At 45.5% G+C, this 13,691-nt stretch carries 14 protein-coding genes and 1 pseudogene; 9 read left to right on the forward strand and 6 right to left on the reverse strand.

Features of this window, described 5'->3' with window-relative positions:
* Window positions 1–27 precede the first annotated feature (27 nt).
* Complete coding sequence (locus tag H6F98_RS26355; protein ID WP_192221667.1) at window positions 28–1,080, reverse strand: pentapeptide repeat-containing protein; 1,053 nt, start codon at window positions 1,078–1,080, stop codon at window positions 28–30.
* Between the two features lie 968 nt (window positions 1,081–2,048).
* Here H6F98_RS26355 and H6F98_RS26360 point away from each other — a divergent pair.
* The 8 genes from H6F98_RS26360 to H6F98_RS26395 all read left to right on the forward strand — a co-directional run bounded on the left by H6F98_RS26360 (window position 2,049) and on the right by H6F98_RS26395 (window position 9,282).
* Window positions 2,049–2,753, forward strand: a complete 705-nt coding sequence (locus tag H6F98_RS26360) for a hypothetical protein (protein WP_192221668.1) — start codon at window positions 2,049–2,051, stop codon at window positions 2,751–2,753.
* Window positions 2,754–2,870: 117 nt separating this feature from the next.
* A complete protein-coding gene (locus H6F98_RS26365) occupies window positions 2,871–3,878 on the forward strand; it encodes a CHAD domain-containing protein (RefSeq protein ID WP_192221669.1) in 1,008 nt (335 codons plus the stop codon).
* 220 nt (window positions 3,879–4,098) lie between these two features.
* Entirely contained in the window at window positions 4,099–4,728 is a 630-nt protein-coding gene (locus H6F98_RS26370) for a Crp/Fnr family transcriptional regulator (protein ID WP_192221670.1), read from the forward strand.
* Between the two features lie 89 nt (window positions 4,729–4,817).
* Complete coding sequence (locus tag H6F98_RS26375) at window positions 4,818–5,429, forward strand: alpha/beta hydrolase (protein WP_192221802.1); 612 nt, start codon at window positions 4,818–4,820, stop codon at window positions 5,427–5,429.
* Between the two features lie 207 nt (window positions 5,430–5,636).
* On the forward strand, window positions 5,637–5,849 hold the full coding sequence (locus H6F98_RS26380; protein ID WP_192221671.1) for a DUF2555 domain-containing protein: 213 nt from the start codon (window positions 5,637–5,639) through the stop codon (window positions 5,847–5,849).
* Window positions 5,850–5,967: 118 nt separating this feature from the next.
* Complete coding sequence (coaBC, locus tag H6F98_RS26385) at window positions 5,968–7,176, forward strand: bifunctional phosphopantothenoylcysteine decarboxylase/phosphopantothenate--cysteine ligase CoaBC (protein WP_192221672.1); 1,209 nt, start codon at window positions 5,968–5,970, stop codon at window positions 7,174–7,176.
* Window positions 7,177–7,352: 176 nt separating this feature from the next.
* The gene (locus H6F98_RS26390; protein ID WP_192221673.1) at window positions 7,353–7,724 is read left to right on the forward strand and encodes a hypothetical protein; all 372 of its coding nucleotides are present in this window, start codon (window positions 7,353–7,355) and stop codon (window positions 7,722–7,724) included.
* A 157-nt stretch (window positions 7,725–7,881) separates the two neighbouring features.
* Complete coding sequence (locus H6F98_RS26395; RefSeq protein WP_192221674.1) at window positions 7,882–9,282, forward strand: amidase; 1,401 nt, start codon at window positions 7,882–7,884, stop codon at window positions 9,280–9,282.
* Between the two features lie 150 nt (window positions 9,283–9,432).
* Here the strand turns inward: H6F98_RS26395 and H6F98_RS26400 are convergent, their stop codons facing one another.
* From H6F98_RS26400 to H6F98_RS26415, 4 genes and pseudogenes are all read right to left on the reverse strand, one after another.
* Window positions 9,433–10,278: a hypothetical protein gene (locus tag H6F98_RS26400; RefSeq protein ID WP_192221675.1), complete on the reverse strand. Its 846-nt coding sequence runs from the start codon at window positions 10,276–10,278 to the stop codon at window positions 9,433–9,435.
* Window positions 10,279–10,832: 554 nt separating this feature from the next.
* Window positions 10,833–11,027, reverse strand: coding sequence for a DUF2283 domain-containing protein (locus H6F98_RS26405; RefSeq protein WP_192221676.1), 195 nt, complete (start codon window positions 11,025–11,027; stop codon window positions 10,833–10,835).
* 2 nt (window positions 11,028–11,029) lie between these two features.
* Window positions 11,030–11,284 carry a DUF4258 domain-containing protein gene (locus H6F98_RS26410; RefSeq protein ID WP_192221677.1) on the reverse strand — a complete coding sequence of 85 codons (255 nt, stop codon included), beginning with the start codon at window positions 11,282–11,284 and terminating at the stop codon, window positions 11,030–11,032.
* Window positions 11,285–11,336: 52 nt separating this feature from the next.
* Window positions 11,337–11,633: pseudogene (locus H6F98_RS26415) on the reverse strand (hypothetical protein); the annotation flags it as partial.
* A 226-nt stretch (window positions 11,634–11,859) separates the two neighbouring features.
* On the opposite strand from H6F98_RS26415, the gene H6F98_RS26420 reads away from it, so the two are divergent.
* Entirely contained in the window at window positions 11,860–12,111 is a 252-nt protein-coding gene (locus H6F98_RS26420; protein WP_192221679.1) for a hypothetical protein, read from the forward strand.
* A gap of 42 nt (window positions 12,112–12,153) precedes the next feature.
* Here the strand turns inward: H6F98_RS26420 and H6F98_RS26425 are convergent, their stop codons facing one another.
* A complete protein-coding gene (locus H6F98_RS26425) occupies window positions 12,154–13,659 on the reverse strand; it encodes a phenylacetate--CoA ligase family protein (protein WP_192221680.1) in 1,506 nt (501 codons plus the stop codon).
* Between the last annotated feature and the right edge of the window lie 32 nt (window positions 13,660–13,691).

Consider the following 13,691-nt stretch of genomic DNA (forward strand, 5'->3'; position numbering starts at 1 on the left):
GGGCTAGAAAACGGGAATCGAAGCCGTTTAACTATAGGTTGTACCGTTGGGCATAATTGCCCCTTCCAAAGCCGCATCACTCAAATTGGCTTCACTGAGATTTGCACCGATTAAGTTAGCACCACTGAGATTTGCGCCACTGAGGTTAGCTCCCGTCAAATAAGTTAGCAGCAAACCCGCTCGTAGCAGATTTGCATGACTCAGGTTAGCATCACGCAAATTAGCTTCAAGCAGATTTGCCCCTGAGAGATTCGCTTTATAGAGGTTGGCTTTGTGCAAGTTTGCCTTGCTCAGTTCTGCCCCCCGGAGATTCGCTTTCTTTAGGAGTAGTCCCTTGAGACTCGCTAGACTCAGATTAGCGCCTTGCAAATCAGCCCCACTGAGGTCAGCACCACTCAAATTAGTTTCCCTTAAGTCTGCACCTCGTAGGTCAACCCCACTCAGATTGGCCCCACTTAGGTTTGCGCCCTTAAGGTCAGCTTCACTCAAGTCGGCATCTTCCAGATTGGCTCCCCGCAAGTCCACTCGATGCAAATAGGTTCGCATCAAACTCGCTCCACTCAAGTTTGCCCCACTTAAGTCAGCTTCACTAAGAATCGCTCGACTCAGCGTTGCCTTTCTTAAGTCGGCTTGCACAAGAATCGTTCGACTGAGTGTTGCCCCAGTCAAGTTTGCTTTTGTCAGTTTTGCGCCTTTGAGTCTAGTTGCAACCAGACTAGTGCCAATTAAGGTAGCTGCCCTCAAGTCTGCTCCACAGAGAATCGCTCCAGAAAGAATCGCTCCACTCAAATCGGCTTCACTGAGTATTGCTTTCGTCAGGTCAGCTCGTGAAAGAGTTGTCTCAATCAATTGAGCGCCCTTAAGATTGGCAAACCGCAAATCTGCATTGCTAAGATTTGCTCTAATGAGTTTAGCCTTTGTTAAATCTGCTCCCTTCAAACGGGCTGAAGTTAAATTGACTCGATTGAGATTGACTTCACTTAAATCGGCTCCAATGAGGTTGGCACAGGAGAAATTTTTTTCTCCTGTCTCATGCCGACTCAAAAGTACATCTTCACTTGAAAATTCACTGGCTTTCATAAAAATTGCCTGATTTTATTGGCTGTTAATCAGCCCCAGGCTCGCCATGAATTTCTAATACCCAGTTGCATTCTGTTGTGATATTTGATGCCAAGACACGGGGAACCAAAAGCGGAAAGCTCCGCGTCAAATGCTGCACTAGACTGCAACTTGGGATAAAAAGAAAGTTCATGTGGCAGGGGTTAGCTAATAGTTTTTTGGAAATGAGTACGATTGATCAATCCCTTCTAATTGAAGGCGGTAGTGAGCCAAGGGTAAACTCTTGATTGGTTTAACCAAGAATCATCACGATTGGCTGATGGCTCTACAGTTAAAAGGGGAAAAGTGATGGAAACAATGTGATGTCAATAAAAGGAAACAAGGGACGTTTTGTGAAGCAAGTCGTCAATCTGAAACCTTTGCCTTCCCTTTAGAACAGCCTCGCTAACTAAAGGTCGTTTCCTGATTAACCTACGAGTTGTACCAAGACTGAGTGTTTCAAGCCTGCGATAGTAATGGCAACTCTTAGTGGAGCCGCGATTCATGATATCCATGATGTTTGTCAAACGCAGAAAGCTTTTTTTGACAGCTCAGCCTATGTCACCTCCCCTAAAACTGCACTACTACACGATTTCTGTGAAGCGGAAGCAGTAAATAATGGCTATTTGCTACTTGAGTTCACTACATTCCTGCTGTAGCAACCGCTACAAAAATCTATCTTTTGTAGGACGGCTCCAATTCCAGCCAGGTCTCGGCATTAGGCTGGAAAAGTCTCTTGTATTAATTGCCCCGATGGACTCTGCTGCTCCCAAGTCTTGGCTCGGCATCATACAGAAGGATTGTGTTCGGTGTAGTTAGTGCGTCTAAAAAACTTATCCTTTAAAGATAATGGTTGCGTGGCAAACTAGGCAAGCGAGAGTTACTATTTTCAACCTTTTATGGTAAGCAATGAGCAAGCTGTCGGCACCAAAGACTTGAGAGGATGATTGATGATTGACTTTGACTCTTTTATTCCTGATGAAATCACGATCGCACCTAAACATCCTCTAGAGCAAAATCTAGAATTGCCGATTCCTGATACCCAAAATGCTGAGGAAGTGCGAGAGATTCAACGACGCGATCGCATTCCTGGTGTCGTTAAGCGAACCATACCCTTAGATCACGAGGTGTCTTGGGAGTATTGGTGGTGCGTACCCGATCGCCTTCTCCTCCCCGAAGATGCCGAACTGATGAAACGCGATCGCGATCGCCTCGAAAGCATCTTAGAAAAACTCGTCTGGCTATTTGGAGGATACTGCTTTAGCCAACACTGCCACCGCCAAGGCGATCGTCTGCCTGTTCATGACTGGCAGGAAGTCCTAGCCTTTGCCCGTCAGCAGGGATTTGAGTCTTATTTACTTGATATCGACTTTTTGCCCACCGCCATCAAGCGCGATAATCGGCATTCCAATTCAGCGAAAGATAAGACAGATCTTGGTCATATCGCCGTTGAACCCGCGCATTGGCATATTGAATTCTTCAAACTAGCCACTACCAACGGTGGATTTGAAATGCAAGAGCCGAAACCTGTTTGTAGCTGCCAAATCTGGACCGGTAAGCCTTTTGTCAAGCATCTCCATACGGGCGAAACATCAACCCGCTATGATCTATGGGTTTCTCGTCCGTTAGACATCACACAACCACCTTGGTATTAAGTAATTTCTACTACAAGCATTGAGTCAAAAACATAGTATAGTAAAGGATTAGCCTATAATTCCTCATTAAATAGGCTTTTAATTCAAATTCACCATTAAAAGCCAGCATCTGCTCAAATGACAAAAACTAAAAACTCAGACCCAAAAACCTTTGGTGATTGGGCTTATCTGGCACTACAAAAACACTTCCAGAAAACGAACAAACACGAAAGCGACGTTCTCAAAGATAAAGACCCAGAAGCTTTACACCAGATGCGCGTGGGGATGCGGCGTTTGCGTACAGCCGTAACAGGTTTCGCACCCGCCCTAGAGTTGCCGAAAGCTGCCCAAGAGAACAAAATTGCCAAAGTTGCCAGACGACTGGGCGAACTAAGAGACCTCGACGTACTGCAAGATGCTCTCAAAAATCATTACCTTCCAGCACTACCAACGCAAGAACAAGGCACTCTCAAGAAAGTTTTATCGACGCTAGAAAAGCAGCGTCAAAAGTCCCTTGAGCAAGTTCAGAGTACCCTCAAAGAGCAACCCTATCCGAAACTGAAGCGAGCCTTCAAAGACTGGCTAGAGGAACCGAATTACGGAGAGTTGGCTGAAATTTCAATCTACGAAATCTTGCCAGATTTGCTACTCCCCTCAGTGAGTAAATTCTTTCTCAGTCCAGCTTGGCTAGTTGGGGTCAAACTCGAAGCTGGAGAGATAGAAATTCCCCGCGGTATTAACTCAGACAGTGTGGTGCAACTTTTAAACACTCACGGAGATCTGGTTCATGATCTGCGTAAGCAAGCCAAGCGAGTACGCTATCAGATGGAGCTATTTACCGACTTCTACAGCTCCGCATACCAGGACTATCTTAACGACATCAAAGAAATCCAAAGGATTTTAGGGGATATTCAAGACAGTTTCGTCTTGGCAGGTTTTCTTGCTGATGCCCTCAATTCAGAGATTACCGTTCAACTGCCAACACTTGCTGCTCAGCTAACCGAAGCTCGTTACCAAGCATGGCAGGAGTGGCAGCGTTTGCAACAGCGCTATCTCAATCCTCAAGTAAGGAAAGACTTTCATCTGGCAGTGCTGCAACCTGTTTCAACAACAGTCAGTGACACTTCAGGCGGTGTTGAGGAATAATTTTTACCTGCTCGGAAAAGACTAAAGGCTATGGGAAGAAAAGCTCAATCCGTCCAACCCATAGCCTACAAGCCCTTCCGAATAGTCTTTCAACTCACCTAACAAGATTTTTGTAATATTAATCACTTAATCTCGTGATTACCGAGTCTTTACCTGAGTAGCTTACATTGAGGCTGGCTATCTAAGCCAGTAGTTGAAAAACTGGAAAATGTTGCACCTCATGCCCCAAGCTTCCAGAGCAATTCTCGAAATCGATCAACGCGAACCGAATGAAGGACGCCGCTTGCATTTTTATGCCAAAGGGGAAGAAATCCCTTTAGTATCTCAAGGTATATGGCAAGTCTGCCAGGGCTTAGTGCGGCTAACTACACTTTGCCAGAATGGAGAGGAAATATGGTTAGGTTGGGCAGAACCTTCAACGTTCTTTGGTCATTGGTTTTCCTTGCTACAAAGCTATCAGGCAACAGCACTGTCTGATGTCCATCTCACTTGGTTTTCTTTAGCTGAAGTGAATGCTTCCCCACGACTAGCGCAAGTAATATTACCACAGTTGGTTCGCCGGATGCGTCAGACAGAGGCACTCCTAGCGATATCCGGTCAACGCCGAGTGGAAGACCGTTTGCAACATCTGCTGATGCTGATGAAGCGGGAAATTGGTCAACCTGTGGAGGAAGGGACTCGTTTAGGAGTGCGGCTAACCCATCAGAACCTAGCGAATGCGATTGGAACGACACGAGTGACAGTGACACGACTGTTGAGCAAGCTACGCAGTGAAGGAGCAATTACTTTTGATCGCGATCGCCATTTGATTCTGAACAACGACAGTTTCAAGGATATCTCTGATTGGTGATTTTCTTGCACAATTACCACATTATCCTGTTAGAATGACAGCTTCAAAAATATATTGATCGGTGAGTTGCATTCTTCTGGAGTAAGGCCCTGTCTCTCGACTTTATTTCAATTCCCCCAGAAACAGGTCAGGTACCTGCTGGGTTAATCGTGATTTTGCACGGTTGGGGTGCCAATGCCCAAGACGTGGCATCTCTGGCGTCAGTCCTAAACTTGCCCAATTATCAGTTCTTACTTCCTAATGCGCCATTTCTTCACCCTCAAGTTCCAGAGGGCAGGATGTGGTATGACCTTGAGCGGGAAGACTACAAGGGATTAACCCAAAGTCAGGAAATGCTAACAGAATGGCTTCAATCTTTGGAGAATCTAACAGACATTCCTCTGGCATCGACAATTTTATGTGGCTTTTCTCAAGGTGGAGCCATGACCTTAGATGTCGGCTTAACCTTACCACTAGCAGGATTAGTCTGCCTGAGCGGTTATCTCCATCGGACACCTCAAGAACTTGAGCCACCATTGCCGTCAGTCTTAATTGTGCATGGTAAACACGATAATGTTGTGCCCCTAAGTGCAGCGCAAAGAGTAAGGGATCACTTAATGGGTCTAGGAACACCCATGCAATACAAAGAATTTGAGATGGGGCATGAGATACTACCAGATGTTTTAGAAATAATCCGAGAGTTTATCCTGGTGAATCTCTGACTAGTGGTTAAGAGTTGAGAAGAATGAGTTTTTTGTTTTTCATCCATTAGTGAATAACTCAACGTTAAAATCAAAACCTCATCATTACTTTACATAATACTTTGTAGTATTTAAACATAGTCCTGCAAGAAAATGACGATAATATAAAAACGGCTGTTAAATCTGTACAGCGTTTCACATAGATGCTAGTTAAGGGAGGCGTTAGCGATGGCAACTTTAACCATTTCCCGGCGTGAAATTTCGGCTCTCACAGTAGATGACGTTGCAGAACTCGCTGCACGTTTAGAGCGGGATGATTATGCTAGTGCCTTTGAAGGGCTGGATGATTGGCATCTACTCCGGGCGCTGGCGTTTCAACGTCCAGAGTTAGCCGAACCATATCTCTATTTACTCGACTTGGAAGGCTACGACGAAGCGTAAGTAAAGTAATGAGTTGAAGAGTGATAAGTTGTGAGCTGAGAACCTCATGACAGATTAGCGATTGAAGTCTTGCCTCTTGCCGCCAATATCGCTTAGCTCTTTACTCCTACTAATATCTATGCAGATACTTCGTGGTAGACGAGTTTTAATTGGTATAGGCGGCGGCATCGCCGCCTATAAAGTTTGTGAGGTTGTTTCTACTTTGTTTAAGGCGGGAGCAAAGGTTAGGGCAATTCTTACCGAAGCCTCTCAAGAGTTTATTACTCCCCTAACGGTAACAACGCTCTCACGTCATCCAGCGTATACCGATGAGGGCTTTTGGCAACCGATTCATGATCGCCCTGTGCATATTGAGTTGGGAGAATGGGCGGAAGTCTTTGTCATTGCACCGCTAACAGCTAACACGCTGGGAAAGCTAGCACACGGTTTGGCGGATAACTTGCTGACGAATACAGTGTTAGCTTCTGAATGCCCGATACTGCTAGCACCAGCGATGAATACCCAAATGTGGGAACAGCTATCAGTGCAGCGAAATTGGCAACAATTGTTGAGTGAGCAAAGATATCACAGTGTTGGGCCTGGTGCAGGATTATTAGCGTGCGATCGCGTTGGTTCGGGACGTATGGCAGAACCCGCAGAGATTCTGGCAGCGGTTGAATCGTTGTTGCACACGGGTGGTAAGCAAGATTTAGTGGGTAAGCGAGTCCTCATCAGTACAGGAGGAACACGGGAATATCTCGATCCTGTACGCTTTATTGGTAATCCGTCTACGGGCAAAATGGGGCTGGCTTTGGCACAAGCAGCGATGCATCGGGGAGCCAATGTAACGCTAGTTCACGCACCAGCTACTTGGGAAGTCCCAGAGGGTGTTAGAGCCATTCCCGTAGTGAGTGCTGCCCAAATGCAACAGGCGATGCTCGGATGCTTTCCAGATGCTGATCTGATTGTAATGGCGGCAGCGGTGGCAGATATAAAACCAGCAGAATACGCTACCGAGAAGTTACCGAAGAAATTACTCCCGACGTCCTTACCCTTAGAACCTGTGCCGGATATTGTGGCAGAGTTGGGACAGCGCAAGCAGCCCCATCAACGTTTGATTGGGTTTGCCGCACAGACTGGTGATATTGTCAAGCCAGCATTGCAGAAGTTGAAAGAGAAGAAATTAGATGCGATCGCGGCTAATCCCATTGACCAACCAGATGCAGGTTTTGGCAGCGATACCAATCAAGCGATCTTTCTCGATAACCAAGGACGCCAAGTAGAGATTTCACCTTGTAGCAAATTACAGCTAGCTCATCATTTATTGGATTTTATTAATGCGTTGTAAAAAATACAAACAACGAATAACAAACAACTAATCTTAGTTGTAGTAGGGTGCATCACTACGCACCCTACTAGTATGGATCTAAACAGGAATGTTTCTGGTAGCTCACCCAATGGAGTGGTGTTTCTTAATGCTGACGAAATTAGGCTAAAGATCTAGAAATCAGTTGTTTAATCAATATGCTGGCTTACATCAGAATCCTGGCAGGTTGGCTAGGAGTATTGGGCTTTACTACTATAATCGCCTTGCCTGCTTATTCCCAGAATGAACCCTTCAGTAGAAACAATCCAAGCCCGAATCGGACTCTCTTAAACGACCCGATTGAGCGAATAAATCCAGGTGTGCAAAATCGGTATGGCACTAACCGTTCTTATCCCTATGGTTCGCGTGTTAGATCATCCGGTTCGATTACCACACCACAAGGTGAAGTGGTTTTCCCGAACGTGACTATAAGAAATGGGGATGGTTCCACAACTTACTATTATTCAAATGGTACGCGGGTCACCATTGATAAAACAAGGGTTCCGGCTACTGGAGAATTTTTGAGATAGTAGACTATTGCTGGGCTTTAGAGATTCCCAATCTATCATTTCGCCCTTTTGAAGGTTGAGCGATCGCCTGATAAGTGTCACAATCACTGCAAACTGCAACGTTGTTAAAGGCACTCGACTAGTCAGCCCTAGCTGTTTTCTCCAACTTTAGAAAATCATGAATAAGATTGATTTAGCGTTTGCTCCTGCTTTAGAACAAGCACAGCTTATCCGTCAAGGCGAAGTGTCACCTTTGGAACTAGTAGAGCTTTATCTGGAGCGCATTCAACGCCTAGATTCCAAGGTAGGTAGTTATTTTACCGTAGCCGCTGAGCAAGCGATCGCTGATGCAAAAGCTAAGACTGAGCAACTGAGTAAGAGTAATTCAGACTTGCCACCCTTTTTTGGTGTACCAATTGCGATTAAAGACCTCAACGCTGTTGAAGGGATTCACTGCACTTATGGCGTAAACGTTTTGAAGGATAAAATCGCTGCCTACGATGATGGGGTGGTGATGCGAATGAAGCGGGCAGGGTTTACGATTCTCGGTAAAACTGCAACCTCAGAACTGGGTTCATTGCCTTACAGTGAGGCACCTGGGTTTCCACCAACTCGCAATCCTTGGAATCTTGAGTATACCGCTGCAGGGTCAAGTGGTGGTGCGGCTGCGGCAGTAGCGGCTGGGTTATCGCCAATTGCTCAAGGTTCTGATGCTGGGGGTTCAATTCGGGGGCCAGCGTTCTGCTGTGGATTGGTGGGGATTAAACCCTCACGGGGTCGGGTAACTTGGGCGCCTGTGGGTGATTATCAAAGTGGCATTTCCACGAATGGGCCAATTGCACGTACTGTGGCGGATGCTGCTGCACTGCTGGATGTGATGTCGGGTTATGTTACAGGTGACCCTTACTGGTTGCTTGCCCCACAGAATTCATTCATCGAGGCAGCACGTCAACCGCCAGGACAGTTGCGGATTGCTTTTGCAACGTCACTTCCCCCAATTGGTGAGGCACAAATGGTATGTCAACAAGCTGTGCAGGAAACGGTACAACAGTTGGAAGGAATGGGGCATATTGTTGAGGCGGGTTGCCCGGATTTTACAGGTTTAATTGAACCGTTTATCAAGATTTGGCAAGCGGGTGTGGCAGCAGTAGGGATTCCGAAGGAGGCACTCTCTCCAATGAATCGTTGGATTGTTGAGCAATCGGGTTCGGCGGGAGAATATCTGCAAGCTGTTTCCCAAATGCAGATTGTTGCACGACGGGTTGTGATGTTCTTTGAAGCCTATGATGTTTTGGTGCTGCCAACCTATATGTTTCCAACGATTCGCGTTGGCGAGTGGGCTGATTTGAATCCCGAAGAGACGTTGCAGAAAATTATTAGTTGGATTGCGCCCTGTCCACCCTTTAATGCATCGGGATTACCTGCGATCGCAATTCCTACAGGTTTTGATACGAATGGTTTACCCGTGGGTGTTCAACTTGTGGGACGTCCAGCGGCTGAAGCGACAATTATTGCCCTAGCGGCACAGATAGAAGCGGCTAAACCTTGGAGTACAAATCGTCCTGCGATCGCGTTGTGAAGCGGATTGGGTACCTATAGTTGTAAGGGCAACCACAAATGGTTGCCCCTATAGTTTTATTGATTTTTATTGATGATACTATGCCTTGGAGTGTGATATCTAGTTCACGTCAACTGATATCTTCTTCGGCTTCAACCACCATTGACTTCACTAGAAACGTTGCTCAGGTTCACGAGTGTAGATGTTTTGTCTTTCGACTTCAGGTGTAACTATCTCTTCCTCTTCGTAAAGATCCATTGGAGCAACTTCGCTTCCCAAATAAGTCCCTGTACCAGCAACGAACTTTGGTTCAGTCACAACATCCGCCGTTGGTTCAATGACGATTCGCTCTTTTACATCAGCAGAGTGAACATCCTGAATGTTGTCCGATGGCTTGACCTGTTCAGCGGTATCTTTAACCTTATCTGCTGTGTTGTTAGCTGCCTCTTTTGCTTTATTTGCAGCGTTCTCTATTGAGGGTTTAGCGTTTTCAGCGGTATCTTTAACCTTGTCTGCTGTATTGCTAGCTGCCTCTTTTGCTTTGTCTGCGGCATTCTCTATTGAGGGCTTAGCCTTCTCAGCAGCTTCTTTAACTCGATCTGCGGTGTTGAGTGCGGCACCTTTTACTTTATCTGCTGCACTTTCGAGTGATGGCTTGGCGTGTTCAGCCGCATCTTTCACTTTTTCTGCTGCGTTTTCAGTAACGTTCTTAAGCTTTTCCCCTGCATCGTCGGGTGCCGCTTTAGCTGCAAAACCACCTGCTACTGCACCAGCAACAGCACCAATTACTGCACCTTTTCTACCAGCGATTCTGCCACCAATTACACTACCAATTGCTGCTCCAGCTACTCCAGCCGCAATATTACCAGCTCCTGCCTCGCCTTCTGTCTCATGTAAAGCGTCTTCAGCTTGAACCGTAATAGCAGGTTCTACATAATCATCAGAGTGAACTACTGGTGGAATGGGTTCCACGTTGTTGTTATACTCGTCAAAAAATTGTCCGTTAGTATTCATCATAATATCCTTAACTCCCTTACGCCAAAATTGTCTTCTTATCTACTGCTAACTTAACAACAACAGGTTAGGCTTGACGTTGTGCTAAAGGGGGATATTGCCAAACCTCCAGTCAGCCGAGGGATATAGGCATTTAGTTTGATTATTTGTTGAGGAAAAAAGCTTGCAGAAAACAATCCGAACTACCACGTCGGTTAGATTCACATAGCTCTACAGTTGGAGAATTGAAAATAAAGGTTTAAATGTATGTATTTGTTCTTAAAAAGATAAGCAAAATCATTGAAAGAAATTTAGTGTGTAAACTTAGAGCTTGCACCAACCCATTCACCCGCCGTGGAATTAATTCCACGGCTCATAGCAAAAGTCCATTGAAATGGACTGAAAATCCTTTTGAATCAGTGTTTAGTCCTCTTCAGAGGACTTGATCTATTAGCCAGGGATTTAAATCTCTGGCGGGCGAAAGGGTTGGTGCAAAATATAAGTAAATGTAAATTAGATAAAAAGCGATCGCTGTTGTGGGGAAGGAGGCGATCGCCCGATAACTTGGTCAGTTGATTTCATGTGATGGAATACTCAACTGAACGAGGATTTTCCATTTGCTTTGAGGCATCTAAGATTTCTAATCCTACAATTTTACCGTCTTTGTCGTAATCAAAAATAACGCCTGGTTTCTCTTCGTCGCTTTCTTCTATTGAAGCATTTTTAAAAATGATACGCAAAACATCTACTTCAGGATCATATACAACTTTCATATCTATCTCCAATACTTATCTATTCGGCTGGTTCTATATGCAGTGATGACAACGGCTGGCTCAACATCATCTACTACGATAACCCGTAACAGAAAAACTCTACCACTGCCAAAATCAATTTGGGATTGGTAGGCTTTCCTACCCTCTCTTTCGTTAACAATCTGCTGTGGATTGTTCAAAACACTTTCAACTAAGTCCAGTGGAATTTCGCGTCGTTCTATTTCTTTCTGGGCATGGCGAGAGAGTCTGAAGTCCAATCTTATTCCTCCTGTGCATTCTGACCCCTGTACTATTTGATGTCGTAGTTAATCATAAAGCCGTATGCGATCGCGTTTTATATAGGGCAGTGATCGCTTTTTGAGGAAGGATGCGATCGCACTCAACTGCTGAGTCTCCGTTTCTCAATCTCAGCGATGGGTAAAGTAAGGTGTCTTCGATATGCGATCGTATTTCGGGAGTCACATCAGAAGCATTATTTAGGCAGTCCACCAACAAAAGAGTTGCATCATAATACTGTTCTAATGTTCGCCTCTGTTGATTGCTGAACTGCAATTCATGACCAATATTACGATATTTGACTATTTCATTTCTCAATTTATTAGCCCAAGCTTTACGGTTTGATTACCACCATTTCCCTAATTGTTTCACTTCAGTTTCAGAAGTGGTTCTATGAAGAAGTCCTGCCCTATATCCGTAAGATAGCTTGAGCAATTGTACTCTTCATCACCATGCCGAAGAACTCATGTCGCTTCCCTGTCAGCCTTTGGTTAGGTGACAATGCCTTCAGTGAGAAAGATGATGAGAAGTGAATGCACGTACAAAAGGCATGATCGTGGAACCTGCAAGTAAATTGGCTGTAGTTGAAAATCTTCTTATTGCTGTGAGATTGTCAAATCGGTCAGCGGTAGAAGTTGTTGAAGCTGAAGCCAAAGTTGATTTAGCTGAGTTTGAATTAACCCAGGAAGAAGTTGACAAGTTCAGAACAATCATTAAGAAATTGAACGATTCCCTAGCAGAATCGCTCAAAAAGCGCTGTTCTGCTGTTTCAATTGTTTCTGAGCTTCGAGCAACTGAGCGCTACTGAAAAAACTAAACGAAAGCGATCGCACATTTCCACTCAAACAATTTACTGGCGAGTATAGCGATGTTTGACACCAATCGGAAAATACTCCGAGTCACCTATTGGGGCTAACGTCACCTGTGGCATCTGGTACGGTGGTGGAACATAGTTAGCAAACTCGCTATTGAGTCGCAGCAACTGAGAGAGTATGGAAGACGCGATCGCTTTTTGTTTCTCCTCACTACTCTCCACAAGTGGCGCTAACTCCACAACAATTGATAAAAATCGGTTCTTGTCTGCATCTTCCTTCACCTGCAAGACAAACTTACCCGTCACCCATTCTTGAATCTCTGATTGCTCTAACCCAACAGCAACATTCTCTGGATAAATATTCGCCCCAAAGTACGAGACAGTAAAGTTAGAGCGTCCAAATACATAGACAAACGGTAGAGAATGTATTCCGCGTCCACCCTGTTTCTGTAACTCTCCTAGTGGGTCAAATCCCCATTCTGCCAGGAATTTGAGCATCACCTCGTAAGGAATCAGCCCCCCATTATCCGAGATGTGATAGCGCACCAACGGGATGCCATTGTCTCCCGAAAACAGTAGCGTCCCCTCGTGAACTTCAAAGAAGCGGCTCAAGGGGTCATACTGTACCAATGTCGGCAAGCGTGATTCCCCGAATAAAGTACGAGCCGCGTCTGGATTGTTTGCCAGGAAACGGCGAATGCAGATGCTCAAAGGCGTTTCATTACCCAACACACCCGCGTCTGCCGTTCCATAAAGTGAGGCGGAATCATAACACGGGTTAGTTGAGCCAACGCGATCGCCTACTAGACTACGCCATTCTTCACTAAAAACCTCTCCAGCAAACACCATTTTGATCTGATACTGCTGCCACTCCACTCCCCGTGCAATCCCAGTATCAATTACCGTTTTGAGGAAAGGCGGGTAACCCAATAGCACTACCTGTTCATACATTGAACCCAATTCTTGCACAACCCGGAATATCTCTTCTTGGTTATTACCGGGAGTGATGACACTAATTGGATAACCTTTGCTAGCAAGGTAACGGCAACAGTTCGCCGTGTACATCCCACCTACCCAAGTTCCCAAGGTAAAGCAAATTACCGCTAACGTGCGGCGGGTGTCAGCCTGAAAACCATCGTGGAATATCTGCTCAAAACGGGTAGCAATCTGGAGTTCATCTGCCAAAAAACGCGGCCAAAATGTCGGCTTCCCCGTTGAACCAGAGGAAACAGCAATCATGTCACAGCTTTCTAATTCCCCATTACGGCACAAATCTGCTAGTGGATGCCGCCTATGGTAGTTTTCCTTGCTGACTAGTGGCAGTTTTTGGAAGTCCTCTAGAGTTTGGATGGACGTTGGTTCGATACCCTGTTCTCTCAGGAAGGCTTGGTAAGCGGGAACTGTGGTTGCAACAGAGTGGAACAAGGCTAATGCCGATGCTGGGGAAGAGACGTGCTGATGTTGTTCCAGTAGCGTTTCTAAGGGTGTGTTCAAGAAATCTTGAAACGCTGTAATGGCTCGTTGACGGTGATTTTCTTGCATTACTCTCCCCTCGCTCCCTTGACACTTGTTAA

The organism is Microcoleus sp. FACHB-SPT15 (genome assembly GCF_014849525.1).
Lineage (GTDB): Bacteria > Cyanobacteriota > Cyanobacteriia > Cyanobacteriales > Coleofasciculaceae > Symplocastrum > Symplocastrum torsivum.

Bases quoted from the DNA above. Each gene is read 5' to 3' on its own strand.
- H6F98_RS26355 (WP_192221667.1), bottom strand. From the start codon at position 1,080: ATGAAAGCCAGTGAATTTTCAAGTGAAGATGTACTTTTGAGTCGGCAT.
- H6F98_RS26360 (WP_192221668.1), top strand. From the start codon at position 2,049: ATGATTGACTTTGACTCTTTTATTCCTGATGAAATCACGATCGCACCT.
- H6F98_RS26365 (WP_192221669.1), top strand. From the start codon at position 2,871: ATGACAAAAACTAAAAACTCAGACCCAAAAACCTTTGGTGATTGGGCT.
- H6F98_RS26370 (WP_192221670.1), top strand. From the start codon at position 4,099: ATGCCCCAAGCTTCCAGAGCAATTCTCGAAATCGATCAACGCGAACCG.
- H6F98_RS26380 (WP_192221671.1), top strand. From the start codon at position 5,637: ATGGCAACTTTAACCATTTCCCGGCGTGAAATTTCGGCTCTCACAGTA.
- coaBC (WP_192221672.1), top strand. From the start codon at position 5,968: ATGCAGATACTTCGTGGTAGACGAGTTTTAATTGGTATAGGCGGCGGC.
- H6F98_RS26390 (WP_192221673.1), top strand. From the start codon at position 7,353: ATGCTGGCTTACATCAGAATCCTGGCAGGTTGGCTAGGAGTATTGGGC.
- H6F98_RS26395 (WP_192221674.1), top strand. From the start codon at position 7,882: ATGAATAAGATTGATTTAGCGTTTGCTCCTGCTTTAGAACAAGCACAG.
- H6F98_RS26400 (WP_192221675.1), bottom strand. From the start codon at position 10,278: ATGATGAATACTAACGGACAATTTTTTGACGAGTATAACAACAACGTG.
- H6F98_RS26405 (WP_192221676.1), bottom strand. From the start codon at position 11,027: ATGAAAGTTGTATATGATCCTGAAGTAGATGTTTTGCGTATCATTTTT.
- H6F98_RS26425 (WP_192221680.1), bottom strand. From the start codon at position 13,659: ATGCAAGAAAATCACCGTCAACGAGCCATTACAGCGTTTCAAGATTTC.